This is a genomic window from Streptomyces netropsis, assembly GCF_014203545.1.
GTDB lineage: Bacteria > Actinomycetota > Actinomycetes > Streptomycetales > Streptomycetaceae > Streptomyces > Streptomyces netropsis.
In genome coordinates this window covers 563,460-588,004 of sequence record NZ_JACHJG010000002.1, presented here as the reverse complement: position 1 = coordinate 588,004, position 24,545 = coordinate 563,460, and the positions used below count along the sequence as shown (strand labels likewise).

Below are 24,545 nucleotides of genomic sequence, written 5' to 3'. Positions count from 1 at the left end.
GGCCCCCTCCGGCACGAGGGGCGCTCATGCCGGAGGCGGCCGCCGCACCGTCACCAGGGGCCGAGGGGCACGAGGTCGGGGCCGACGCTGTGCCAGTCGTCGCCGCCCTCGTGGACGCGGTGGAAGAGGTGTCCGCAGTACCAGACCACGACGTCCTGACCGTCGGTGTTCCCACCGTTCACATACGCGTCGAGCCCGTCGGCGAAAGCCCCGCCCTGCCTGCCGTAGCGGTCCTCGCTCGCGCGGTAGCGCAGCAGCCACAGGTCGGAGGAGGAGAAGGCGTTGGCGACGCCGTCGTTCGCTCCGGGCAGCAGGTGGTAGCCGCGCCCGCTGTCCCGGTCGAGCACGGCCCAACTGCGCCGGGAGGGCGGGTTCCTCACCCTTTTGGTCTCGGTGCGGAAGGGGTGCCAGCCCGCCCCCCATCCCTCGTCGGCGGCGTAGTTGTTGTATTCCAGCAGCAGGTCGCGCCGGCTGTTGTCGATGTCGAAGTCGAACCGCCAGTAGGTGTGGTGACGGTGGTCGAAGTGGCACTGGAGACCCGCGCTGAAGAGCCGCGGCATCACCACACCGTGCTCCCAGAAGGTCCAGCGGTGCGTCAGCCGGTAGGCGCCGATGGTGTGGTACGACTCCACGCTCAGGGCGCGCCGCCCGGCGCCGGTGTAGGAGTAGACGCACACCCGGCTCCGGGGGCAACGGGTGGCCGGATGGGCGTTGTTGTAGTTGAGGGGGTCCTTGAACGGGCCGCAGGGCCCGTGGTACTGCACCCGCAGCGAGGGCAGGCTCGCCTTCGAGAACACCCGGTGTCCCCGGTACGCGGCGGCCAGGATCACGATGCCCTCTTCGTCGGGCGCGTCCGCCAGCCGCCAGTCGAAGACCCACAGCGGATTCGCGGCACCCGGCCACACGACGTGCCCCGCCTCACTCATCGCCGTCACCGCCCGCGCCGAGCACCCGCTCCTCGCCGAGGTCCACGACGACCCGGACCCGGGGCAGCCGTTCGTCCGGCGGGCCGAAACCCACATAGGCCCGGCGGTGGCCGTGGTGCTCGTCGCCCTCGGCGACGTCACTGGTGAGCAGCACCATGGGGACGCAGTCGGCGGTGGCCCGCCGGGCGACCTCGGGGTGAGCCCGGGCGAGCGTCACCGCCCGCTCGATCTCGGCGTCGGACAGGCCGGGCCGGGCGGAGCTCTCCACCATGCCGACGACGGTGGGCGGCGCGCCGTCGTCGAGGGTGATCTCCAGCGTCCGCCCGCCCGTGTAGTCATGGGCAAGGACGAGGATCGCGGGGGTGGCCCGGTCCTTGTCGTCGGTGAGGGCACTCGCACCGAGGAGGGCGTACCGGCGGCCGTCCAGCGCGGTACGGACCCGGTCGTCCGCCGTCAGCACGGGCACGACCCGGCTCAGCAGCTCCTCGCTCGTGGGCGCGACCGCGCGTTCGCACACCATGGGCTCGGCCTGGCCCGGCGCCGGGCCGGGGTCGGGGATGTCGCGGATCGCCGGTTCCACGACGGCGGGGAACTCCGGCAGTCGAGGTCGTTCCGGTGGGGGTTCGAGACGGATATCTGGCATGGAACACCCTTCCCTCCCGGCTCCCGCTCCCGCAGCCGGGCGCGGAGCACCCCCGATATGATTTCATTCCGCATTCATCTCGCCACTGGGCGTGACAAGCGGGGTGAGGTGCGGCCGCTCGGCCGGGCTCCGGCGCGCGCCGACGGCGCGCGGACCCGGGTGCGCGGGTGTCCCGGGCCGGAAGAAGACACCTGTTGCCGTCGGCGAGACGACGGTCAGGCGCCCAGCCCCGCGTCGCGTGCCAGCAGCGCCGCCCGGACCCGGTTCTCGCAGCCGAGCTTGGCGAGGATCCGGCTGACGTACGTCTTCACGGTGGCCTCGCTCATATGGATCCGCCGCCCGGCGTCCGCGTTGGACAGCCCCTCGCCGAGCAGCGCCAGCACCTCGCGCTCCCGCTCGCTCAGCACCGCCACCCGCCGCCGTGCCTCCTCGGACCGGGACACGGCGGGGCCGGCGGCGAGCGAGTCCGCCACATGGCGGGTGGCCGCGGGCGAGAGGTACGCGTCGCCCGCGGCGGCGGCCCGTACCGCCGCGATGAGTTCACCGGGGGCCGAGTCCTTCAGCAGGAAGCCGGCCCCGCCGTGCCGCAGCGCCCGCAGGACGTTGTCCCGTTCGCCGAAGGTGGTCAGGATCAGCGCCCGGACGCCGGGGGCCGTGCGCCCCAGTTCGGCGAGGGCCGAGAGACCGTCCAGGACGGGCATCTGGATGTCCAGCAGCGCGACGTCCACCATGTGCCGGCGCGCCAGGTCGACCGCCTCGCGCCCGTCCGCCGCCTCGGCGACGACCTCGATGTCGTCGGCGGACGTGAGGATCATCCTGATCCCCGCCCGGATGAGCGGCTCGTCGTCGGCGATGAGGACGCGTATCACCTGATCTCCTGCTGGGTTAGTTCTTGACGTCGAACTCACGCTTCTCGATCAGTTTCCCGCCCTTGAAGCAGAACCGGTACACGGTGTCGGTGGACAGGCCCTTCGACGAATCGGTGGACAGCAGCGTAAGACAGCCGGCGCCCGGCGGCTCGGCCGGCGCCTGGCGCTTCGCGTCGACGGTGAGGAAGGACTTGCCCGAGGGCAGCTTCTCCCGGACCTGCTCCTCGGGGTCGCCGACGTTCACCGAGGCGTAGACACTCGGGTCGATCATCGCCTCGTCGATCTCGTCCAACAGCTTGCCCGCGCCGAACACCAACGCCACCACGAGCCCGACCAGGATCAGCACCCCTACCCCGCAGCCGACCAGGCAGCCGTTGTTCCTCTTCGTCGCCCCCATGATGTTCTTGAACTCCTCGTGCGGATCGGACCAGTCGATGACCGGTCCACCGTCGCCGGGAGCCTCGGCACCGATCTGCTGCCGAAAGTCGTCCGTCGCGTCGCCGAAGGTCGTCTCCCGCGCCTCCCCCGTCCCGTACGGCAGCACTCCCGCGAGCCGGAAGCCCCCGTCGTCCACCGGCCCGGCGTGCACCATCCCGCCGACGAGCCGGGCCCGCTCCCGCAGCCCCACGAGTCCCTGCCCGCCGCTGACCGCCCCGGGCCACGGCCCGCCCTCCCCCGGCACCGGGCCGTTGGCGACCTCCACGACCAGCGAGTCGGGTTCGTAGCGCAGGCTGACGGTGATCGGCGCGCCGGGCGCGTGCTTGTACGCGTTGGTCAGGCCTTCCTGCGCGATGCGGTAGGCGGCGTGGTCGGCGGCCGGCGCCAGCGGACGCGGCTGTCCCGAGCGTTCGAGCCGCACCGGGGTGCCGGCCGCGGCCGCCGAATCGACCAGGGCCTCGATCCCGGCCACCACCCTGGAGGCGGCCTGGGCCGTCGGGTCCTCCTGCGCACCGCCGTCCTTGAGGATGCCGACCACTTCGCGCAGTTCGTGCATCGCGGCCACGGACGCCTCCCGCAGCACCCCGACCGCCTCGCGCTGCCGGCCGGTCAGCTCGCGGTCCACCTCGAGGGCGCCGGTGTGCACGGCGATGAGGGCGAGCTGGTGGCCGAGGCTGTCGTGCATGTCCTGGGCGATGCGCTGGCGCTCGCGCATCCGGGCCTGCCCGGCGATCATCTGGCGCTCGCGCAGCAGCTGGGTGTTGCGCTCCTGCAGGGCGCGCAGCAGCGTGCGCCGCTGGGACCAGTAGCGGCTGGCGAGGCCCGGCACGACCACCGAGACCAGGAAGAAGAGGGTGGTGAGGACGAGGGTCGAGGGGGTCGGGGGACTCTCGATGAGGGAGAGCCCCACGCACAGCACACCGGACGCGGTGAACGCCGCCAGGGCCCGCACCACTCCGTCGATCCTCCGCCCGGCGGACCAGGCGACCGGCAGGAGCAGCAGCACTCCGCCCGCCGACGCTCCGGACAGCGCTCCCGTGGCGAGCAGGACGGGCGTGGGCAGCGCGCGCCGCAGCAGCGACAGGGCGGCGACGGCGATCGCGACGGCGGCCGTCCTCGGCCAGCCCGCCCCGCTGAAGTCCTCCAGCCCCGCGGCGAGCAGGGCGAGCACCAGGGCCAGCCCGCTCTCCCCCACCAGCCGCCGCCGGGGCCACTGGCCCGGCTCCGTCACCCGTCGCCACAGGCCACGGGCCCCCGCAGTCGCTTTCATCCCCGCACCATAAGCAGCCCGGACCGCCCTGGGCGTACATCCAAAGTCTCGATTTCGGTCGACCAAAGTCGAGACCGGTCCCGGCCGGACGGTCAGGGGCGGTCCGGGTGCGGGCCGACGCCGGCGAGGAACTCCCGTACCAGCCGCAGCCAGGTCGCCCGGTCGCTCTCGCCCAGGATGTGCCCGGCGCCCGGCAGTTCCACCGCTTCGGCGCCGGGGATGCCGTCGGCGAGGCGGCGCGAGGTGTCGGGGAGGATCAGCCGGTCGCCGGTCGGGATGACGACGAGGGCGGGCGCGCTCACGCGTGCGAGGTCGTCGCGGACGTCGACCCGGGCCACCAGGTCGAAGTGGTCCAGTGTGCCCGGTGGTATCTGCTCCTGGAACCGCTGGATCACGGCGTCGAGCTCCGGGGCGGAGTAGCCCGCCTCGTCGGTGTCCGACATGCACGTCACGCAGCCGAGCCGCGCGAGGGCGCTCCACTCCCCCGCCGCCCCGAGGACCTTGATGAACTGGGTGGCCATCGCCAACGCCGGGTCGGCGACGGCGAATCCGGCGGTGAGCACGAGTGCCGTGACCCGCTCCGGGTGCCGGGTGGCGGCCCGTACGGCGACGGCGGCGCCCAGTGATTCGCCCAGGACCGCGAACGACTCGTGTCCGCGGGTGACGGCCGCGGCCACCACCCGGTCGGCGAGGTCGTCGAGCCGGATCGGGTCGGTGGCGACGGGTGTGGCGCCGGATCCCGGGTAGTGCGGGCCGATGACCGTGTGGTCCCGGGCCAGGTCGTCGAGGACCAGGCCGAAGTTGCCCTGGATCCCGCCGCCGGCGCCGTGGGCCAGCAGGAGGGCGGGTCCCTCCCCCCGCACGATGACGTCGAAGTCGGGCCGGGGCGTTGCGTGTTCTGCGCTCATGACGTCACGCTAATCGGCGCCCGTCGTCACGCGCCATGGGGTGCCGGGGCGGCTTCGGCGGACCACCGTCGGGGTCCGCCGAAGCCACTTCCGGTCCGGCTCAGCCCTGTCGGCCGTCGACGACGGCGCGCAGCTTGCCGCTCGTCGCCGTGCGGGCGAAGTCGGCGCCGTCGGCCGTCTCCACGACGAGGTCGAGCAGCCGGTCGTCGACGGCCGAGCGCAGTTCCTCGTAGCCCGCCAGGAAGGCCGCCCGCAGTTCGCGCGGCCCCGCCGTGTCCGTGGCCTCGACGCGGACGGTGAGCTGTTCGCGGACCTCGGTGCGGGCGAGCAGCACCTGGAGTTCGCCGCGGTAGCCGCAGTCCTGCTCGGCGATGGCCACGAAGCGGCGATAGTTGAGGAAGTACGCCGCCACTCGCATCACGTCGCCGCCCCGGCCGAGCAGTTCGAAGCGCGGTGACCGGTTGCCGCAGGCGCAGGGGCCGGGGAGGGCACGGCCGAGGTCGCCGATGACGTACCGGCCGAGGTTCTGGCCGCGCCGGGCGTGGGTGCTGAACACCAGTCGGCCGGTCTCGCCGGGCGGCACCGGCCGGTCGGCCTCGGTGTCGAGGATTTCCATCGTGTGCAGGTCGGCGTGCAGATGGTGGACGCCACCGGTGGACTCGGTGCACTGGTAGCCGAGCGGGCCGAGGTCGGTGCTGCCGTAGGTGATGGAGCGGATGGTCTCGATACCGAAGGTCTCGGTGAGGGTGCGCCGCTGCTCGGCGGTGAAGTGCTCGCCCCCGTAGAAGATCTTGCGGATGCCGCCGTACGAGCGCAGCAGGTCGGCCTGCTCGTGCAGGAGCTGCCAGAGGTAGGAGGGCATGCCGAAGAGGGTGTCCGCCTCGTGGGCGACCAGTGCCTCGGCGGTGACGCGGTGGTCGGGGCCGGCGGCCATCGGCAGTTGGGTGCCGCCCAGCCGCTCCAGGATGGAGAAGAAGCTGATGAAGCCGCCGTACATGCCGCCGCAGTAGAAGAGGTTGGCGGTGCGGTCGCGGGCCGGGTCGTAGCCCGCGGCGAGCAGGCCGCGGGCGGCGGCGCGCATCTGGGTGTCGTAGTCGTCGTAGGTGAACAGGGACAGGGCGGGCTTGCCGGTGCTGCCGCCGCTGCGGAAGTACAGCTCGGCGTCGCGCCGGTCGACGTTCTCGTTGAGCTCCTGGACGGCGGCCTTGTCGAGCAGCGGTCCGGTGGGCGGCGGGAAGGAGACCGGCCGGGTCAGGTCGTCGAGGCAGGCCGTGGTGGCGAAGCGCTCGTCGGCCTGGACGGCCACGCGGCGGCTGTAGCGCTGGAGGGCGTAGACGCCGTCGTGCGGCTCTCCGGAGTAGCCGCCCAGCATCCGGCCGAGCGGCGTGACGCGGGTGGCCCCGGCGGCCAGGGCGAGACGGGACAGCTCGGCGATGTCGGTGCGGCTTCCGGCGATGCCGGCGGTCTGCAGATAGCGACGCATGGGGCGCAGGGTGCCGAGGAGGTTCTTGCGCGGCAGGGGCTTGACCCACACGCTGCGGTGCAGCGGGGAGGCGGTGAGGGCCGGCCGGATGTCGGCCATGACGCGCCAGGAGCCGTCGGGGGCGGCGATGACGCGGGTCAGGTCCAGGTGCTCCTCGAGGCGGGCGATGAGCTCGGTGGTGGTGAGCTCGGCCTCCTCGGCGGGCGTCGTGTCCTCGCGTTCGGCGGGCGGCATGCCGCCGAGGACGGCGGCGAAGCGCTCGGCGAAGGCGAAGACCTCGGCCGGGTCCTCGGTGTCGAGGTAGACGACCTGCGGGCTGGAGCACGCCTGCTGTTCGTGCAGGCAGACGTCCGTCGCGAGGGCGGCCAGGGCGGCCGGGTCCTGCCAGGCGTCCCGGGTGAGGTAGGCGAAGGAGATCTTGTGGCCCCACTCCACCAGGCGGCAGCCGGAGGGCACATGGGCCGCCACGCCCTCGACGGCGCTCTCGCCGCCCCACACCGCCACGGCGTCGGCGGGGGCGCACATCAGGCTCAGCCAGTCCTGCCGGGAGGAGGAGAAGCGCAGCACGATGACGCGCTCGGCGATGGCGCCCGTGGGGTCCAGGGCGGCGAGTTCGGCGAGCAGGTGCTGGGCGAGGAGGGTGTCGGCGCTGCTGGTCTTGAGGACGTTGACGTTCCCGGCGAGCAGTCCTTCGACGAGGCTGAGCGGCGCGACGGTGGCGGCGTTGCCGGGGGCGATGTGCGCGACGAGGCCGACGGGTGCCCAGGCTTCGTAGACGGTCTCCTTGGCGTCGGGGCGGTTCAGCCGCTGTGGGCTGGTGCCGCCGAGCTCGCGCCGGAGCTTGGTCGTCAGTTCCGGCCGGCTGAGGAAGGCGGCCAGTTCGGTGAGGACGGCGGTGTCCTCCCCCTCGGCCAGGTGCTTCGCCAGGCGGGCGTGGGTGGGGTGGGCCGGGTCGCGCAGGGCGGCCGCGAGCTGTTCGCAGGCGGCGAGGACGGTCTCGGTGTCCAGCGGCTCGGCCAGCGCCGCCTCGACGGTGGCGGGCAGGCCGGCCAGGCGGCGGCCCGCTTCCTCGTCGTCGACGAACGCGCCCTGCCAGTAGTGGTGCTGCACGCTTTCGGTCATCACGACATGCCCTTCATCAGTTCGGCGGCGGCCACCGCGCAGCTCTTGTTGCGGCTCACTCCGGCGCGGCCGTGGAGGGTGAACCAGGGGGTGTTCAGCTCGCAGCCGCACTCCTCGCCCGGGTGCAGCGTGGCGAGGTCGCCCATGACGACGCTCTGCGCCGGTACGGAGGTGATGTACGGCGAGACGAGGTGCAAATAGCCCCGCTCGCCGTACGGCAGCGGCTCGAGCGTGCGGGTGGAGCGGATGAACACCCGGGACCAGACGGGGGCGTGCAGGCGGTGGTGGTCGCACTCGATGTAGGGGATGCAGTGCTCGACCGAGCCGAAGGTGTCGCGGATCCGCTCGGAGGGGACGCCCAGCTGCTCGGTGATGCGGCCGTACAGCTCGTCCTTGCCGATCTGCTGGTCCGCGTTGCCCTTCCAGCCGCCGCCGAAGAGGATCAGCGAGCCCTCGGGGAGCGTCAGGGGCGGCAGCCCCATGGCCCGCATCCGCTCCAGGGTGAACCAGATGAACGCGGGGAAGCCCAGGATGCGGACGGGGACGTCGTCATCGGCGTAGCGGCGCAGCGCGGCGATGACTCCGAAGGGGTCGAACTCGTGCCCGTTGCCGGTGTTGCGCAGGGCGTACTCGACCTGCCGGGCGGGCGCGAAGTCGCAGAGGTAGTTGTCGGTGAAGGAGGTGCCCAGCTTCAGGTCGGGGGCGGGCTGGTAGCTGGAGAGGAGGTAGTTGACCTCCTGGTCGGGAGTGATCCAGCCGTTGCGGTCGAAGATGCGGGCGACCATGCGCTGGGCGGAGCGGATGGTCCATTCGTCGAAGAACATCTGCGACTTCTGGCCGGTGGTGCCGGACGAGGTCAGGTGCAGATGGACGTCGTCACGGGGGATGGACAGCACCTCGTGACGCTTGAAGAAGTTCGCGTGCACGAGCGGGGCGGTGAACGCCCCGGCCCGGGCTGTTTCCTCGGTGGCCTCGTGGAGCCTGTGGAAGAACGGGGAGCGTTCGCCGTGCCAGGCGTTGATCTCGGCCATGGCCGCGGCGAACAGCTCGTCCTCGGCGGGGCCGACGGCGTAGGGGTCGGTCAGGTCGCACAGTTCCTGGACCCGGGGCAGCAGTGCCGGGTCGGGGACGTCGACCGGAGCGAGGTGGGGATTCATCGGATTCATGGGGCAACCTCGAGTGTGGGCAGGTAGGTCGACGCCCAGGCCGACACGTAGGCGTCCAGGTAGGGCTGGAGCGGCTCGTCGACGGCCAGGCCGCGGAAGTCGATCTGCTCGGTGGTCCGTGTCATCACGACGTAGTCGGTGAAGCCGTCGCCTTCGGGGCGCATCGCCGGGTAGAGGGCGCTCGGGATGAAGCCCTGGGCGAGGCAGGCGGAGAGCAGGCCGTGCTGGGACAGCGGCAGCAGCGCTTCGACGTAGCCCGCGCCGGCGCGGGTGAGGGTCCGGGTGATGGGCTCCAGCCAGGCGGCCGCGTCGGCCGGGGCGGGGTGCGCGGCGACCAGGGCGCAGTAGCCCCCGGTGCGGTTGAGGTAGGCGTACACCTCGAAGCGGCCGTCGTCGGGCATCAGCAGCACGTTGGGGGTGTGCAGCGGGTAGAACCACTGGGCGGCGTCGGGGAAGCGCTCGCGGAAGCGGCGCCGGACGAAGGCCGGTGCCTCGATCATCTCCAGCGGTGCCGCCGTCGGTTCGGCGGGCGCGGGGAGCGGGGCGGTGGCCTCGGTGCCGGCGTAGCTGATGCCCAGGCTTCGTTCGACGGTGCGCAGCAGGGGTGCCAGCGGTGCGGGCACCTCGGGCACGGGGAGGCGCCGGTCCAGGATCCCGTCGGAGTGACGCGCGTAGAGTGCGAGGCTTTCGCGGCTGCTGAGGTCCACGGCGTTGGGCAGGATGCCCAGTGGACGGAAGCCGTTGCGGGAGACCACGCGCTGCGGTCCGGTGCTGACGGTGCGGACGGTGGCGTACACCGAGTCCAGCCGCCCGGTGTCCAGCATCCGCGCGCACAGCTCCTCGGTCAGCGTCCCGGCCAGTCCGGCCGCCCGGTGGTCGGGGTGGACGGCGAGGCCCTCGAGCTTGCCGGTGCGGCTGCCGGCCTCGCTGCGGATGGCCGCCGATCCGGCCAGGCCGCCGGTCCGCGGGCAGCGGGCGACGAGCCAGAGGGAGTGCGGGTCCGCGATGAGGCGGGACATCTCGGCGGGGTCGGTGCCGAGCGCGACGGGGTAGTGCGGTCCGTAGACGGCGTAGTAGAGCTGGCGCAGATCGGCGATGTCGGCGGCGGCCGCCGTCTCGATCGTGGCGGTCATCGCTGTCCCCCCGCGTCGGCCAGCGGCCGGGTCTCCTGCGCCGGCGCGTCCGCCGCCTCGGTGTCGGTCGTGGTGGCGCGCTCGCGCAGCAGCGCCAGGGCACAGGCCGCGGGGACGAGCCCGGCCGCCTGGATCAGGCACAGCGTCTGCGCGGAGAGGTGGTCTCCGAGCAGGCCGAACAGCAGCGAGGCCACGGGGAAGGTCGCACCCAGCAGGGCCTGCATGACGGCGAAGAAGGCGGGCTTGTCGGAGGTGGGGACCAGCCGCTGGAACAGGGCCACGAAGCGGACACCGATCACGCCCACGCACCAGCCGGCCACCGCGAGGCAGCCCGCGATGACGGGCCGTTCGGCGATCAGGCCGGGCAGGGCGAGGACGACGGCCATCGTGCCCAGGCAGACCGAGCCGACGACGGTGGGGCGGCCCGGTACCCGCGCGCCGGTGAAGGAGCCGATCAGGGTGCCCGCGCCGAGCGAGGCTTCGAGCAGGGCCACGGTGCCGCCGCCGCCCTGGAGCACCGACTTGGTGTAGAGCGGGATGACGACGAAGACGGCGGTGGTGAAGAGGTTGGCCGCGGCGAAGCAGACCAGGATCTTGCGGACGAAGGGCAGGTCGGCGAGGACCTGACGGAGCGTCCGCCGGGCTTCGGCGCCCTCACCGGCCGCCTCGGCGTCCTCGGCGGGCGAGGTGCGGAAGCGTGCGGTCGTGATGAGCGCCGCGGCGCACAGATAGGCGGCGGCGCAGCCGACCGCGAGCCCCGCCACCCCGGCGCGGTCGACGATCAGGGCGCCGAGCAGCGCCCCGCCGAGGCTGGCCAGCGACTGGGTGGACAGCTCGAAGCCGGTCGCGGCCTCGATGTCCTCGTCGTCGACGAGCTCGGGCACGGAGGTGGTGAGGCAGGGGTCGAAGAACGCCTGGCAGGTCGCGAGCGCCAGCGTCGCGGCGTACGCGGCGGCGAGCGGCAGGTCGCTCGCGCAGGCCCAGACGGCGAGCGCCGCCGCGGTGGCGCCGGCGGCGCCGGCCGCCGTGCGCAGCAGGGAGCGGTGCGCGAAGCGGGCGACGGCCCGGGCGACCACGGGGGCGAGGGTCACGGCGGGCAGCGTGCTGACCGCCATGAACAGCCCCGAGGCGAGGCCCCGTCCGCTGGTCACGGCGTAGGCGACGAGCCACCAGGACACGCCGACCTGGAACATCCGCACCGCGGCCTGGGTGAGTACCTGGCCCAGCCATACGGTGCCGAACGCGCGGTTGCGGAGCACGAGCGGCCGGGTGCGGCCGGTGTCGGTCGTCGGGGCGCTCATGCGGTCGGCCTCTCGTCGATGACGCGGACGAGCTTGCCCGAGCGGGAGTTGACGGCGAGGTCGCGGTGGCGCACCCACTCGACCGTCAGCGGGTGCACGAATCCGGCGCGCTCGCTGTCGGGGTACAGCGGCCGGGCCGTGTACAGCTCGGTGATGATCTCCTTGGCGAGGACCTCGAGCTCCGCCGGGTCGTCGTCGCCCGGAGCGGTGGCCAGGCGCAGCACCAGGCCGTCGCGGCCGTCCCAGCGGCGGACCACGAGCTGCGAGCCCATGACGCGGCCCTGGGTGTCGGCGGCGGTGACGGCGGCCTGCGCGTCCTGCGAGTACAGCGAGACGGGTCCGACGCGGACCCCTTCCTCCGCGCGGCCGAGGATGCGGAAGTACCCCTCGGTGTCCGTCCATTCCGCGCGGTCGCCCGCGGGGTAGCGGATGATCGGCATGAGGCGGCGGAACAGGCTGGTGACGACGACGCGACCCGGCCGGTACGGCTCGTGGATCACTTCGCCGGTGGTCTCGTCGAGGATCTCGACGACGGAGTGCGGGGTGAACGCGCGGTGCAGGCGCGCGTCGGGGCCGGGCACGGGGCAGCCGAGCAGTCCGGCGTCGACGCTGGCGTAGCCGAGCGAGCGGGCCTCGGCGTTGGGGAAGGCGGCGGCCAGCAGGCGGCGCTGGTCGTCGAAGAGCGCCTCGCCGCCGAAGAGCAGCAGCTCCACGTCGGGAAGCGAGAGGCCCATGGAGATCAGGTGCTCGGCGAGCCGGCACAGGGTGGTCGGGGTGCCGGCCACGACCTGTGCGGCGAAGTCCTGGAGGGTGGGGATCGTCGACTCCAGCGGGGCGCCGCCGCCGATGGGCAGCCGGACGTTGTCGACCGGGGCGTGCGCGAGCGAGTCGAGGATGAACAGGAAGCTGGCGTACAGCTCCCCGGCGTAGAAGAGGTCCGCGACCCGGTGGCCGGGGCGGAGGCCGGCGTCGAGCAGACCTTGGCCGAAAACGGTGACGAACTCCCGCCACTCCTCCCGGGTGTAGCAGGAGAACTTCGGCGCACCACTGGTGCCGCCGGTCTTGAAGACGGTCGCTTCGGCGAGGGGCGCGGTCAATACGCGGTTGTCGCCGAGGGTGTTGGCTTGCCAGAACGCGCTCTGGTCCACGACGGGAAGGTCCGCGAGGCGGTCCGCGTCCGGCGGGAGGTCGGCGTAGAGCTCGGCGTAGAACGGCGAGTGGTGACGGGCGAAACGTATGAGGTCCGAGAGCTGATGGACGGGCATGAAGGCCTTGTCTGGATGAAGACGAGAAGGGCAAGAGTGCGCGGCAAGGCGGGTCTCAGAGCCCGCCTCCTGCCTACGAGTGTTCGACGGGGATCGCGACGGCGTCACACCTGACGCACGGTCATTCCCCCCGGAACATCGAAGAAGATACCGCAATCCTTCCTTCGCTTCTTACACAGATGGCCTGAAATGGCAATGATTTAACGGTGTACGAACGAGAGCGCCAACCTCGGGGAGCTCACGGGGTCAGCGGTGTGACGATCACGAAGCGCAGCCCCGGCGACTGCAGGGGAAGGAACATCTGCGTGGTGACGAGGACCTCCGCACCCTGATGGCACGGCAGGCGCAGCCGGAACCGGCGGCCGTCGTGGTGTTCGGCGACCTCGTAGCCCTCCGCCCAGATCCGCCGGCAGACGGCATCGGCGGCGAGGACCTCCCGCAGCAGCTCCTGGAGCTCTGTGTTGCCCTGGTCCTGACAGCTCGCGACGCGCAGCATGGCCAGATACACCCGCGCGCAGCTCTCCTCCCAGTCGAGCACCTGCTCGCGGGCCTCCCGTGAGGTGAGCCCCCAGCGCATCAGATTGGGGCGGGGCCCCTTGACCCAGGGGAACCATTCGGCCATGGGCGCGTTCGCCGCGACGACGTTCCAGGCGGCGTCGGTGAGATAGGCCGGATGCGGCGCCTGGTGACGCAGCAGCGCCAGCAGGGCCGGGTCCAAGGTGGTGTGCGTGGGCGGCGGATCGGTGGGCGGCCGACGGCCGGAGATGCCGAGGAAGAGCGTGAGCGTCTCGGTCTCGTTCAGATGCAGTGCCGCCGCGACGCGCAGCAGAAAGGCGTCGGAGAAATCGCGGTGCGCACCGGTTTCCAATGCCCGGTACCAGCCTTCGCTCACACCCGTCAGACGGGCCACGTCCGCCTGCGACAACCGCCCTCTCGACCGGTAGCCGGGCCCCCGCAACTCAGGTATGGAGGCACGGTCGACCCTGGCCCGCCAGGCGCGGAGCAGTCGGCTCATGGGCTCTTCACCGGTCCGCGGATAGGCCCGCGCCCCCGTGACGCACCCCTGACTCTCCGTCATTCCGCTTGCCCCTCTTCGCTCGCCGTCGCAGGTCATATCTACATGATCAACATCAGAACACGCCAACATTTGGCAAGTAAAGGACAGGGGCGATGCGCTACGCGGTAGTTGAGGCCAATACTTATTTGCTTCCGCAATCGAGCATAGAACCGTCACTGACACTCTCGGTACTGCGAGTGGTGGACGATCTGGTGCACACTCTGGCGGCACAGGGCACCGCCCACCTCCCACTTGGCATCATGTCCGCAGGTCCGGACCGGTACGCGGGGGCCGTGGGCGAGGTACGAAGCCGTACAGATCCGCGGAGGCACTTCGGAATGCAATTCCAGGTTCTCGGGCCGTTGAGTATTACCGACGGTTGTGACAGTGTCGTGCTGCAGCCCTCGAAGCCGACGGTTCTGCTTGCCGCCCTGTTGCTCCGCCATAACTCCGTGGTGTCGACCGAGTTCCTACAGAGCGCGATTTGGGGCGACGAGCGACCCGCCTCGGCAAAGGCCGCTCTGCAGAATTGCGTGCTGCGTCTGCGGCGCATCTTCGTCAAGTACGGCATAGCCAACGCGCTGATCGAGTCGGTCCCCGGCGGATATCGGATATCGATCGAGACCGCGGCGCTCGACCTCATGAGGTTTCGGCAACTGCTCGAAGCCGCCGACGCCGCACGGGACCCCGACAAAGAACTCCGGGCACTCAAGGAGGCACTCGCCCTCTGGCAAGGCCCGTTCCTCGCCAATGTGCCCTCCGATGTGCTGCGCCGGGACGAGATTCCGCATCTCGTGGAGGAACGGCTACGGGCGGTGGAACGCGCCCGCGATATCGAACTCTCGATGGGACGCTGCCAGCAGGTCATCACGGAACTGTGGACCGTGGCCCGGGCGTACCCGGCGCGCGAGCGGTTCCGCGAGCAGCTCATCGAGGCCCTGTACCGGTCCGGCCGACAGGCCGAGGCGCTGGCCGAATACCGCGCGGTCAAGGGATATTTGCGGGAGGAACTCGGCGTCAGCCCCGGCTCCTCGCTGCAGCGGCTGGAACTGACCATTCTGCGGGGCGACGACATCGGCTCGCCCCTCCCCGAGGACCGCGGCGCGGCCGGGTCCCCGCCCCCGGTCGATGCCGAGACGGCAGCGGGCCTCCCGCCCGCGGAGGACCCGCCGGCGCCGACGGAGGCACGAGCCGCCCTGACCGCACCGCCCCCGACGGCGTCACCGATCGCGCCCGTCCCGCACTTCACCGGGCGGGCGGCCGAGACGGCCTCCCTCGTCACCCGGCTCACCACCAGCGGTTCCGGGCCCGTCACCGTGGTGCTCTCGGGCGCCCCCGGCATCGGCAAGACCGCGCTCGCCCAGCACCTCGCGCTGCTGACCCGCGACGCCTTCCCCGGTGGCCGGTTCATGGTGGCGATGTCCCACCCCGACGGCACCCCCCGCTCCCCCGGCGAGATCGCGTCCGCACTCGCCCGGCAGGGGCACCACCGGGCGGACGACGCGCCGGACCACGGCCCCAGACGGCTGCTCGTGCTCGACGACGTCACCGACGCCGACCAGGTACGGCCGCTGCTGCCGACCGGCCCGGGCAGTGCGGTGATCATCACCAGCGGTCTCGGCCTGGCCGGGCTGGTCGCCGCGCACGGCGGCTGGGCGCACCGGCTCGACACCCTCACCGAGGAGGAGTCCTGCCGGTTGCTGGCCGCCGTCCTGGGCACCGAGCGGGCCGAGGCGGAGCCGGACGCGTTGCGGCTGCTCGCCGCCGGGTGCGGGCACTTCCCGCTGGCCCTCACCATCATGGCGGCGCGGCTCCTCACCCGGCCGCGGCTGCGCGTCGCGGACTGCGTGGCCTGGCTGCGGGACGACCCGGTCACCCGGCTGTCCCTCGCCGGCGACCCGCGCCTGTCGGTGCCGAGGGTCTTCGCCACCGCGCTCGACCGGCTCGACCCGCTCCTCGCCGACGCGTTCCGGGCGATCGGCCGCTGGGACCGCCGACGGCTCACGGCCCGGCTGGGCGCGCAGCTGCTCGCCGTGGCGCCGCAGGAGGCCGAGGAGACGCTGGAACGGCTCGTGGACGCCGGGTTGCTGGAGGAGGAGCCGGCCGGCGAGTACCACATGCACGAGCTGCTCCGGGCGTTCGCGCGCGCCCGGCCGGGCGGTGGCGACCGGACGGCCGTGCCGGCCACCGCCGCCGCGGCCTCCCCCTGACTGCACCATCCCCTGCCCCGTAGCCGCCGACCACAGAGGTGTTCCACATGTCCGAAGCCTATGAGGCGATCGCCCGGACCCGGCCCCGCATACGCCGGGACGTGCTCTTCACCGAGACCCCCGACGGGGTCCTGTTCCACAACGCGCACGGCGGGTTCCACCTCAATTCCCCCTCCGCCTACCGCTTCGCCACCCTGGTCGTCCCGCACCTCAGCGGCGAGAACCGCGTCGAGGACATCTGCCGGGGCCTCGGGGAGAAGCAGCGGGCCATGGTCGCCCGCCTGGTGACGACGCTCTACGAGCGGAAGTTCGCCCGCGACGCCCCCGCCCCCGACGAGGCGGCGACGGGGCTGTCCCCCGAGGTCGGCCGGCGCTTCGCCGCGCAGCTCGCCTATGTCGACCACTACGTCGACGACGCGCCCCGGCGCTTCGAGCGGTTCCGGAACGCCCGCGTGGCGGTGCTCGGCGACGACCTCGTGGCCCGCTGGTGCGTCCTCGGTCTGGTCCGCAACGGCTGCGCGTCGATCGACGTGCTGCCCGGCGCCGACACCCCGGAGAACCGGTTCGGGGAGGTCCGTGCCGAGGCGTCGGCACTGGCCGCCGAGGGCTGCCCGGTGGAGATCGGTCTCCTCGGCGAGGGCGACGCCGACGGCACCCTCGGCTGGGCGGACCTCGCGGCGTACGACGCCGTCGTGGTCACCGGCGGCCCCGCCGGATCCCGGCGGCTGCTGCGACTGCTGACCGCCGGTGTCCCCGAGGGCACGTGTCTGCTCCCCGCCTCCATGTTCGGCTCCCACGCGGTCGTCGGCCCGCTGATGGCGTCCGGCACCACCGGCTGCTGGGCCTGCGCCGTGCTGCGGCTCGGCGCCAACGGCGACGCGGGCGCGGCGGCCGAGCTGTGGAGCGGGCTGGCCCTGCCCACGACCGGGGCGCCGGTGGGCGAACTGCCCGGCAGGAGCCTGTCGGCGATGATCGGTAATCTCCTCGGGTACGAGATCTTCCGGCTCACCACACAGGCGTTGCCCGCCGAGACGCGCGGGCAGGTCATCGTCCAGGACGCCGATTCCTTCGACGTCGTCGCGGAGCCCTTGCTGCCGCACCCGCGGTGCCCGTTCTGCGCCGGCCACGACGAGGCGCCCGAGGACCTCGCCCTGGAGGCCCTGCCGGGGCCGGGGCAGACCCCCGCCACGGTGGAGGTCGACCCGGACGCGCTGCTCGCGGAGCTCAACGGCCGCCAGGTGCTGGTCCGCCCGCACACCGGGGTGTTCCACCGGTTCACCGACGAGCCCTGGACCCAGACCCCGCTGAAGGTCGGCAGCGTGAGCCTGTCCGTGGGGCACACCGCGCGGCGGCAGATCGCCGCGTTCGACATCCACACGGTGGCCGGCGCCCGGATGAAGGCCCTGGACGCGGCCGCCGCCGTCTACACCGAACACGTCGCCCCGCTCACCGCGGTCCGCTCCACCGAGGACGTCACCGCCGCCGAGCTGGAGCACGCCCCGGACCCCGCCTCGTACACCGTCGCCAGTGGCCTTCCCGCCGGCCCCGGCCAGGTGGCGCACTGGGTCCCCGCGACCTCGCTGCTCACCAAGGAGCGGGCGCTCGTGCCGGCCGGTGCCGTGCGCACCTTCGGCCCGTACAACCGCCACCGGCTGTACGTCCCCACCTCCGCCGGTACGGGCACGGGCCCGACGGCCGCCGCGGCGGCGGGCCGCGGGCTGCTGTCCGCTCTCGCCTACGACGCACTGGTGCACGCGGTACGCGGCTCGGGGCAGGTGACGCGGGTGGCGGCGGAGACCGTCGGGGACGACGCGGAGCTGGTCTTCCTCCTGGCCTCCGCCCGCAACCTCGGCATCGGCATCGAGCTGCTGGACCTCGGGGAGGCGGCACGCTCCTCGGCCCACGTCCTGCTGTGCCGCGCCGCCGACCCGCGTGGCGGGGCCGGGCTCTGGGCCGTGGCCGGGGAACTCGGCTGGCGGGCCGCGGCGGCCGCGGCGGTCCGTGATCTGCTCGGCCGTGCCCAGTTCGAACGGGAGCTGCCCGAGGGCGAGTCGGCCGACACCGGTGATCCGCTGCTGGCGGACCTCGCCCCGGGGACACTGGCCGTCACCGGGGAGAGCGCCGCCCGCGGCGCCGCGGGCACCTCGTACTCCGCGGTGCTCGCCCGGCTGCGGGCGGCGGGCCGTGACGCCCTGGCCGTGCCCACCGGCCCGGCCGATCTGGCGGCCGGCGGCATCACCACGGCCCGGGTGCTGCTCACTTCAGGGGCGGCCCGTGCGTAGCGGTGGCGCCGCCGACGCACCCGGTCCCGAAGAGGAGTTCTGCCGGGCCCTGGGCGACGCCGTGCGGCGGGCGCTGCGGACACAGGGTGCCGAGCCGGCGCGGGTCGAGGTGTCGGCGCTGGGCGTGCGCGACGAGCTGACGGCCGGGCCGTCGGCGCCGTCCGACACGGCGGCCGTGCCCGTGCAGCTCTACGGTCACCACGCGCTGGTCGGTCCGCTCCCCCGCCCCGGCGGTGAGCGGCGGCCCTGCGCGCGGTGTCTGGCCCGCCGTTGGCAGTCGGTGCGGCGGCGCTCGCTGCGGGACGCGCTGGAGCTCGGTTCCGGCACCCGGGCGGCAGGTGTCGCGCCCTACGCGACACCGTTCGCGGCCGACGCGATCGCCGCGCTGATCGTGGCGGCTCAGGCGCCCGACCGGGCCGACGAGGGGCCCTTCGCCGTCGTCCACCTCGTCGACCTGGAGACGCTCCGGGTGAGCCGCCGGCTGCTGGTACCGGACGCGGAGTGCCCCGACTGCGGGCGGCGCGTCCCCGACAGTCCGCGGGCCGCGGCGGTGGAGCTGCTGCCGACGCCCAAGCACCGTCCCGGCTCGTTCCGCCTGCGCGGCATCGAGTCGTACGACCTGCCGGCGGAGGCGTTCGCCAACCCGGTCTGCGGCGCGCTCGGCCCCGCCGTCGTGCACGACGTGGGCTCGGCGTCCACCGCCGCCACCGTCGGATGCTTCGAACTGCGCTCCGGCGCCTATCTCCGGGAGACGTTCTGGGGCGGCCACGCCGACTCCTACGCGCACAGCGAGCGCGTCGGCATCCTGGAGGGCCTCGAACGCGCCGCGGGCATGCGGGCCCGGGCCCGTACGACCGGTGTGGTGGCGTCCTGGGAGTCGCTGGGCGAGGCGGCACTGGACCCGCGTGTGTGCGGCCTGTACGACGCGGAGTTCCACCGGGACAACCCGCACGTGGTGCCCTTCTCCACGGACCGGCGGATTCCGTGGGTGTGGGGTCACTCCCTGCGGGACCGGCGCCCGGTGCTGGTGCCGGAGGTGCTGACGTACTACGGCACGCCCGGCCTGGACAACCGCTTCGTGCAGGAGAGCTCCAACGGCTGTGCCTCGGGCGGCAGTCTCGCGGAGGCCGTCTACTTCGGCCTGATGGAGGTGATCGAGCGGGACGCCTTCCTGTTGGCCTGGTACGGCCGGGCGGCGCTCCCGGAGATCGACCCGCACTCCAGCCGCGACCCCCGGACCCGGCAGATGGTCGACCGGCTGGAGATGTACGGGTACGAGGCGCGGTTCTTCGACACCCGGGTGACGTTCCCGATCCCGGTGGTGACCGCGGTCGCCGTCCGCCGGGACGGCGGGCCCGGCGCCCTGTGCTTCGGCGCGGGGGCGGGGCTCGATCCCGAGGCGGCGATCAGCGGCGGCCTCTGCGAGATCGCGACCGACGCGGTGAACCTGCGCGGCAGGACCGAGCGCGACGGGGCGCGGCTGCGCGCGATGGCCGCCGACTTCGACAAGGTGCTGGCGCTGCACGACCATCCGCTGGTCTACGGGCTCCCGGAGATGGCGCACCACGCGTCGTTCCTGCTCGGTGAGGACGGCGCGCCCCGGCCGCCGAAGCTCGCCGTCGCGGAGCTGTACGGTCCGGGGCGGCCCGTGCTGCCCGTCTCGGCCGACCTGGCGACCGATGTGGAACGGTGCGTCGGCGCGGTGGCCGCAGCGGGCTTCGACGTGATCGTGGTCGACCAGACCCTGCCCGAGCAACGGGACCTCGGGCTGCACACGGTGAGCGTCCTCGTCCCCGGGCTGGTCCCCATCGACTTCGGCTGGCGGCGCCAGCGGGCACTGCGGATGCCCCGGACGCGCACGGCCCTGTACGAGGCGGGGCTGCGCGAGCGCGAGCTGCTGCCCGGTGAGCTCAACCCCGCCCCGCACCCCTTCCCGTGACACCCCCCATGCCACCCGTCCCGTGACACCGCGACGACCGGGGCCCGCAACCAACAACGCCCAGACAAGGAGTTCCCATGGGTTTCGCCCATGAATACGCGGCTGCGATCATGCAGCGCGGCCGGGTTCACATGGAACCCGTCAGCTTCGTGCCCGACTGGTCGGACCGGCCGCGCAAGGGCAAGTTCTACCCGGGTGCCGAGTCCTTCCCGCTGCCGGAGGGGGACTGCCCGGCCACCGCGACGGTGCGGGCCGGTGTCCTGCCGGACCGCGCGGAGCGGGACGAGCCGTTCACGCTGCCGCTGCTCGGCGGCATGCTGCTGGACTCCTACGGACGGGTGGGCCGCCGCCTCGGGGTCCAGGCCAACACCGATCTGCCGTCCCTGCCGTGCTACACCGACGCGAACTTCTCCCGCGGCACCGCTTCGGGAGGCGGCCTCTACCCCGTCACCGTCTACTGGGTCTCCGGCGCCGCCGGCCCCCTGACCCCGGGCGTGTACCACTACTCGACGACCCACCACGCGATGCAGCGCCTCCTGGCGGGGGACGTCTCCGCGGAGGTCCGCGATGCCCTCGCGGACCCCGAACTCCTGGAGGAGTGCGACCAGTTCCTCGTCCTGGGGGTGAAGTTCTGGCAGAACGCCTTCAAATACAACAGCTTCTCCATGCACGCGGTGAGCATGGACGTCGGCGCCGCCCTGCAGACCTGGCGCATCTGGGCGCGCGCCCGGGGCCTGCGGGTCGAGCCCGCCCTGTGGTTCGACGAGGAGCGGCTCGGCCGGCTGCTCGGGGTGTCGATCGAGGAGGAGGGCCTCTTCGCGGTCGTCCCGCTCCGCTGGGAGGGGACGCGTCCCGGGGCGGCCCGCCCGGCGGCGGTGCCCGGCGACGCACCGTCCGTGCGCCGTCAGGACAGCGAGCGTTCCCGGCGGGTGCTGACCTTCGAGACCGTACGGCGGATCCAGGCGGCGACCGCCGAGAACGCCACGGCCCGCCCCGCCCCCGGTGCGCTGCTGCCCGCCGCGGTGGCGGCCGCGCCCGACGGGGAGCGCCTCGCCCTGCCGGATCCGCGGCCGCCGGAGATGGGGGTGCGCCAGGCGCTGCGCGAGCGTCGCAGCAGCTTCGGCCGGTTCGACGCGCGGCGCCCGGTCGAGGGCGAGGACCTGGCGGCCACGCTCGCCGCGTGCGCCGCCGCGTCCCTCGACAGCGACGCCGGTGACGGCGCGGGCGGTGCGCGGCTGACCCGGCTGTACGTCTTCGTCAACCACGTGCGGGGGATCGCCCCGGGCGCCTACGCCTACGACGCCGCCACCGGGGAGTTGGTGCTGGTGAAGCCCGGTCCGCCGGGCGGGTTCCTCCAGCGCAACTACTTCCTGTCCAACTACAACCTGGAGCAGACCGGGGCCGTCGTCGTCCCCGCCGTGCGCACCACGGCCGTGCTCGACGCGGTGGGCGACCGGGGGTACCGGCTGGTGAACGCCACGATCGGGGCGGTCGCCCAGACCTTCTACACCACCGCCACCGCGCTGGGGCTCGGCAGCGGTGTCGCGCTCGGCTTCGACAACCTCTCCTTCGTCGAGGAGCTGGGGCTCGCGGCGACCGGTGAGGCACCGCTGCTCGTCATGCTGATCGGCCACGAGCGGCCGGGCACGGCCGACTTCCGCTACGAGATCGCCTGAACCGCGGACAGGAGGAGAGAGACCGCCGTGACACCCACCGCCGTGACATCCCCCGGCAACCCGACGGCCCGAGATGCGGACACCGCGTCGTGGACACTCCGCCGGCAGTTCATGCTCCGCGTCGCGGGGCTGCCCCTCGAGTCGGTGGGTGCCTTGCGCTGCCCCGACAGCAGCCGGTGGGCGGACCGTGTGCTGCACGAGGAGGAGCTGCTGCTGGCCCGTGGCGCCGAACTCAGCGACCGGCTGCATCCCTTGGTCAAGGACGCCCTTGACGACGGGGACCGCCGCGGGCTGCTGGCCCTGCGCCGCCGGCTCTTCAACGGCCGCCCGCCCCGGGACGGCGACGCCGCCGTGGCCCTGGTGGCCGGGGCCGACCCCGACGGCACGCTGGCGCGCGAGGTGGCCGACTGGCTGCGCGACGGGAGCCGGATGGCGGAACTCCAGGCCGCCGGTGGGCCCGTGCTCGCCGAGGAGAACGTCCGGACGCGGGCCGCGCTGCGGCGGCTGATCGGCGAGGAGCGGCTGCGGCGGGGGCTGTTGCTCGCCTCCCCGACGCTGGAGGGCAGGCTCGACGCCTACGCGGCCCACGACCCGGCCGCTCCGCCGGACAAGCGGCTGCGCAAGGTCGAGCGCTCCGCCCTGGCCTATCTGTACCGGACCGCCTGCAAGACCAGCCCCTTCAGCACCTTCACCGCGGTGACCCCGGGCGAGCTGATCACCGGCGGCGAGGAGACCACCCTCGTCCCCGACGAGTGGCACAGCCATCCGCGGCTCAATGTGGTCGCCCTGGCCCGGCTGGCCGAGCTGATAGCCGCCGACCCCGGGCGGCGGGCCGACCTCCCGGTCTCCCTCGCCTCGGGCTGGGGCCTCGACGACGACCGGATCCGCTACGTCCGACGGCAGGTCACCGCCGGGGACGACCAGGCGGCCGTCACCTTCGACGCGGCGGGTGACCAGTTGTTCTTCCTCCGCCGCAGCGGCACGCTGGAGCGGCTGCTCGGCCTGTTCGCCCGGTGGCCCGCACCGCGCTACGGCGAGTTGGTGCGCTGGCTGAGCGACGACCAGGGCGCCGGGACCGAGGAGAGCGAGGCCTACGTCGCCGCGCTGCTGCAACTGGGCATGCTGCACGTGCCCTGCCTGCGCACCGACGTCCACAGCGCCGACCCGCTGCGCTCCTTCCGCGACGCGCTGCGGGCCCTCGACCGCCCCTGGGCCGAACGCCTCGCGGACGCCCTGGCCCGGCCCCTCGCCTGCGTCGACGCCTATCCCGCCGCCGGTCTCGCCCGCCGCCGGGAGCTGCTGGCGGAACTGCGCGAAGCGCTGCGGACCGTTCAGCGGGACCTGGGTGCGGACCACGCGCCCTCGTCCCCGGGCCTTCCGCAGACCCTCCTGTACGAGGACGTCACCGCCGGACACACCGACGTGAGCTGCGTGGCGGGGCCAGAGGGCGCACCCGGCCCGCTGGACGCGCTGCGGGACGTCGAGCGGATCCTGCCCGCCTTCGATCTGACCCTGCCGCAGCGCGTCACGCTCAAGGGCTTCTTCGTGGCCCGCTACGGCAGCGGCGGCCGTTGCACGGACCTGCTGAGGCTCGTCCACGACTTCCACGAGGACTTCTACGAGCAGTACCTGACGTTCACCGCGCGCCGTAAGCCCTTCGGCGAGGACGGCCGTTACGTACCGGAGGCCAACTGGCTCGCGCTGCCGGGCATCACCGCCGTCGACCGCGCCCGCACCCGGTGGGTGGAGGGCATGCGCCGCGTGTGGCGGGACACCGCGCCGGGCGCCGAGGAGGTCCGCCTCGACGCCGGCCTTCTCGACGCGGTCGCCGCCGAACTCGCGCCCGTGGCACCCGACTTCCTCCCGCAGAGCCACTTCGTCCAGCTGGTGCGGCGGGACGGTGATCCGCTGGCGGTGCTCAACCAGTCCTACGGCGGTCTCGCGTTTCCCTTCAGCCGCTTCACGCACTGCTATCCGGACGGCGGCGAGGGCGGTCTCACGGACCGGCTCCGGCGTGCCTCGGCCGCGACGGCGCCCGAGGGTGCGGTGTTCGCGGAGATCACCGGCGGGTCGGTCACCAGCAATCTCAATCTGCACGGGCGGCTCACGGACTACGAGATCGTCTGCCCGGGCGAGACCGGCTCGGGGCCGCAGGACGGCCGGATCCACCTGGACGACCTGTCCGTCGAGCACGATGCGGCCGCCGACCGCCTCGTCCTGGTGTCCCGGCGGCTGGGGCGCGAGGTCGTGCCGGTCTACCTCGGCTATCTCGTACCGCTCGCGCTGCCGGAGATCCCCCGCACCCTGCTGCTGCTCTCGCCCACCTCCATGGCCCCGCTCGACGTCTGGGGCGGGGTGCCCGAGGGCGGCGACGGCGGCGCGGTGACGCATCGCCCCCGGGTGCGGTACGGCGGCGTCGTCCTCAGCAGGCGCAGTTGGACCACCGTGGCGGGGGCCCTGCCGCAGTGGTCCGCGGGGGTGGACGAGGCGCGGTGGTTCGTGGACTGGCGGCGGTGGCGGCGCGCGAACGGCGTGCCGCGCCGCGTGTTCGCCACGGTCTCCCGTGCGGGCGGGGCCCGTGCGTCGTCCCCGGCGAAGCCGAGTTACGTCGACTTCGACAGCTATCTCTCGCTCACCGCCCTGGACGGGCTGATCAAGGGCGGTGAGCGGGACCGGGTGGTGTTCCGCGAGGCACTGCCGGACGAGGACGAGCTGCACGTCGCCTCCGGCGCCGGCCGTCATGTGGCCGAGCTGGCCGTGGAGACCCTGCGCACCACCCGCCCCGTCGGCGGCGCGCCGCCCGAGGCGGGACGGAACGGGCCTGACAGACCTGACAGAAAGGACCCGGTGCACTGAG

16 protein-coding genes are annotated in these 24,545 nt (G+C 73.3%); 5 read left to right on the top strand and 11 right to left on the bottom strand.

Translation table 11 applies throughout. From position 1 onward, the window contains the following. Positions 1-50 precede the first annotated feature (50 nt). From FHS38_RS06980 to FHS38_RS06930, 11 genes are all read right to left on the bottom strand, one after another. Positions 51-926: a hypothetical protein gene (locus FHS38_RS06980; protein WP_184731851.1), complete on the bottom strand. Its 876-nt coding sequence runs from the start codon at positions 924-926 to the stop codon at positions 51-53. After that, positions 919-1,569 (bottom strand): hypothetical protein, encoded by a 651-nt coding sequence (locus FHS38_RS06975; protein ID WP_184731849.1) that lies wholly within the window; start codon positions 1,567-1,569, stop codon positions 919-921. Before FHS38_RS06975 ends, FHS38_RS06980 begins: the two co-directional genes overlap by 8 nt. 215 nt (positions 1,570-1,784) lie before the next feature. Beyond that, complete coding sequence (locus tag FHS38_RS06970) at positions 1,785-2,438, bottom strand: response regulator transcription factor (protein WP_184731847.1); 654 nt, start codon at positions 2,436-2,438, stop codon at positions 1,785-1,787. 16 nt (positions 2,439-2,454) lie between these two features. Continuing rightward, positions 2,455-4,146 carry a sensor histidine kinase gene (locus FHS38_RS06965; protein ID WP_184731845.1) on the bottom strand — a complete coding sequence of 564 codons (1,692 nt, stop codon included), beginning with the start codon at positions 4,144-4,146 and terminating at the stop codon, positions 2,455-2,457. Between the two features lie 92 nt (positions 4,147-4,238). Then, positions 4,239-5,054 (bottom strand): alpha/beta fold hydrolase, encoded by an 816-nt coding sequence (locus FHS38_RS06960; RefSeq protein ID WP_184731843.1) that lies wholly within the window; start codon positions 5,052-5,054, stop codon positions 4,239-4,241. A gap of 100 nt (positions 5,055-5,154) precedes the next feature. Then, on the bottom strand, positions 5,155-7,659 hold the full coding sequence (locus tag FHS38_RS06955; protein WP_184731841.1) for an acyl-CoA reductase: 2,505 nt from the start codon (positions 7,657-7,659) through the stop codon (positions 5,155-5,157). Next, positions 7,659-8,816, bottom strand: a complete 1,158-nt coding sequence (locus FHS38_RS06950; protein ID WP_184732231.1) for a LuxE/PaaK family acyltransferase — start codon at positions 8,814-8,816, stop codon at positions 7,659-7,661. Before FHS38_RS06950 ends, FHS38_RS06955 begins: the two co-directional genes overlap by 1 nt. 5 nt (positions 8,817-8,821) lie before the next feature. Next, positions 8,822-9,958, bottom strand: a complete 1,137-nt coding sequence (locus FHS38_RS06945) for a GNAT family N-acetyltransferase (RefSeq protein WP_184731839.1) — start codon at positions 9,956-9,958, stop codon at positions 8,822-8,824. After that, the gene (locus FHS38_RS06940) at positions 9,955-11,259 is read right to left on the bottom strand and encodes an MFS transporter (RefSeq protein ID WP_184731837.1); all 1,305 of its coding nucleotides are present in this window, start codon (positions 11,257-11,259) and stop codon (positions 9,955-9,957) included. The genes FHS38_RS06945 and FHS38_RS06940 overlap by 4 nt, the downstream gene beginning before the upstream one ends. After that, on the bottom strand, positions 11,256-12,524 hold the full coding sequence (locus tag FHS38_RS06935) for a phenylacetate--CoA ligase family protein (protein WP_184731835.1): 1,269 nt from the start codon (positions 12,522-12,524) through the stop codon (positions 11,256-11,258). Before FHS38_RS06935 ends, FHS38_RS06940 begins: the two co-directional genes overlap by 4 nt. A gap of 238 nt (positions 12,525-12,762) precedes the next feature. Further along, positions 12,763-13,539: a helix-turn-helix transcriptional regulator gene (locus FHS38_RS06930; RefSeq protein WP_184731833.1), complete on the bottom strand. Its 777-nt coding sequence runs from the start codon at positions 13,537-13,539 to the stop codon at positions 12,763-12,765. A gap of 497 nt (positions 13,540-14,036) precedes the next feature. Between FHS38_RS06930 and FHS38_RS06925 the strand changes: the two genes are divergently transcribed. The 5 genes from FHS38_RS06925 (at position 14,037) to FHS38_RS06905 (ending at position 24,544) form a co-directional block, all read left to right on the top strand. Continuing rightward, the gene (locus tag FHS38_RS06925; protein ID WP_373301848.1) at positions 14,037-15,791 is read left to right on the top strand and encodes an AfsR/SARP family transcriptional regulator; all 1,755 of its coding nucleotides are present in this window, start codon (positions 14,037-14,039) and stop codon (positions 15,789-15,791) included. 47 nt (positions 15,792-15,838) lie between these two features. After that, complete coding sequence (locus FHS38_RS06920; protein ID WP_184731829.1) at positions 15,839-18,073, top strand: TOMM precursor leader peptide-binding protein; 2,235 nt, start codon at positions 15,839-15,841, stop codon at positions 18,071-18,073. Beyond that, positions 18,066-20,012 (top strand): TOMM precursor leader peptide-binding protein, encoded by a 1,947-nt coding sequence (locus FHS38_RS06915; RefSeq protein WP_184731827.1) that lies wholly within the window; start codon positions 18,066-18,068, stop codon positions 20,010-20,012. The genes FHS38_RS06920 and FHS38_RS06915 overlap by 8 nt, the downstream gene beginning before the upstream one ends. Positions 20,013-20,089: 77 nt before the next feature. Further along, the gene (locus FHS38_RS06910) at positions 20,090-21,688 is read left to right on the top strand and encodes a SagB family peptide dehydrogenase (RefSeq protein ID WP_184731825.1); all 1,599 of its coding nucleotides are present in this window, start codon (positions 20,090-20,092) and stop codon (positions 21,686-21,688) included. A gap of 111 nt (positions 21,689-21,799) precedes the next feature. Next, entirely contained in the window at positions 21,800-24,544 is a 2,745-nt protein-coding gene (locus FHS38_RS06905) for a lantibiotic dehydratase (RefSeq protein ID WP_184732229.1), read from the top strand. Position 24,545 lies beyond the last annotated feature (1 nt).

Coding starts and splice junctions, on each gene's coding strand:
- FHS38_RS06975 (WP_184731849.1), bottom strand. CDS start 1,569: ATGCCAGATATCCGTCTCGAACCCCCACCGGAACGACCTCGACTGCCG.
- FHS38_RS06960 (WP_184731843.1), bottom strand. CDS start 5,054: ATGAGCGCAGAACACGCAACGCCCCGGCCCGACTTCGACGTCATCGTG.
- FHS38_RS06905 (WP_184732229.1), top strand. CDS start 21,800: ATGCTCCGCGTCGCGGGGCTGCCCCTCGAGTCGGTGGGTGCCTTGCGC.
- FHS38_RS06965 (WP_184731845.1), bottom strand. CDS start 4,146: ATGAAAGCGACTGCGGGGGCCCGTGGCCTGTGGCGACGGGTGACGGAG.
- FHS38_RS06930 (WP_184731833.1), bottom strand. CDS start 13,539: ATGAGCCGACTGCTCCGCGCCTGGCGGGCCAGGGTCGACCGTGCCTCC.
- FHS38_RS06945 (WP_184731839.1), bottom strand. CDS start 9,958: ATGACCGCCACGATCGAGACGGCGGCCGCCGCCGACATCGCCGATCTG.
- FHS38_RS06980 (WP_184731851.1), bottom strand. CDS start 926: ATGAGTGAGGCGGGGCACGTCGTGTGGCCGGGTGCCGCGAATCCGCTG.
- FHS38_RS06920 (WP_184731829.1), top strand. CDS start 15,839: ATGTCCGAAGCCTATGAGGCGATCGCCCGGACCCGGCCCCGCATACGC.
- FHS38_RS06955 (WP_184731841.1), bottom strand. CDS start 7,659: ATGACCGAAAGCGTGCAGCACCACTACTGGCAGGGCGCGTTCGTCGAC.
- FHS38_RS06910 (WP_184731825.1), top strand. CDS start 20,090: ATGGGTTTCGCCCATGAATACGCGGCTGCGATCATGCAGCGCGGCCGG.
- FHS38_RS06935 (WP_184731835.1), bottom strand. CDS start 12,524: ATGCCCGTCCATCAGCTCTCGGACCTCATACGTTTCGCCCGTCACCAC.
- FHS38_RS06950 (WP_184732231.1), bottom strand. CDS start 8,816: ATGAATCCCCACCTCGCTCCGGTCGACGTCCCCGACCCGGCACTGCTG.
- FHS38_RS06940 (WP_184731837.1), bottom strand. CDS start 11,259: ATGAGCGCCCCGACGACCGACACCGGCCGCACCCGGCCGCTCGTGCTC.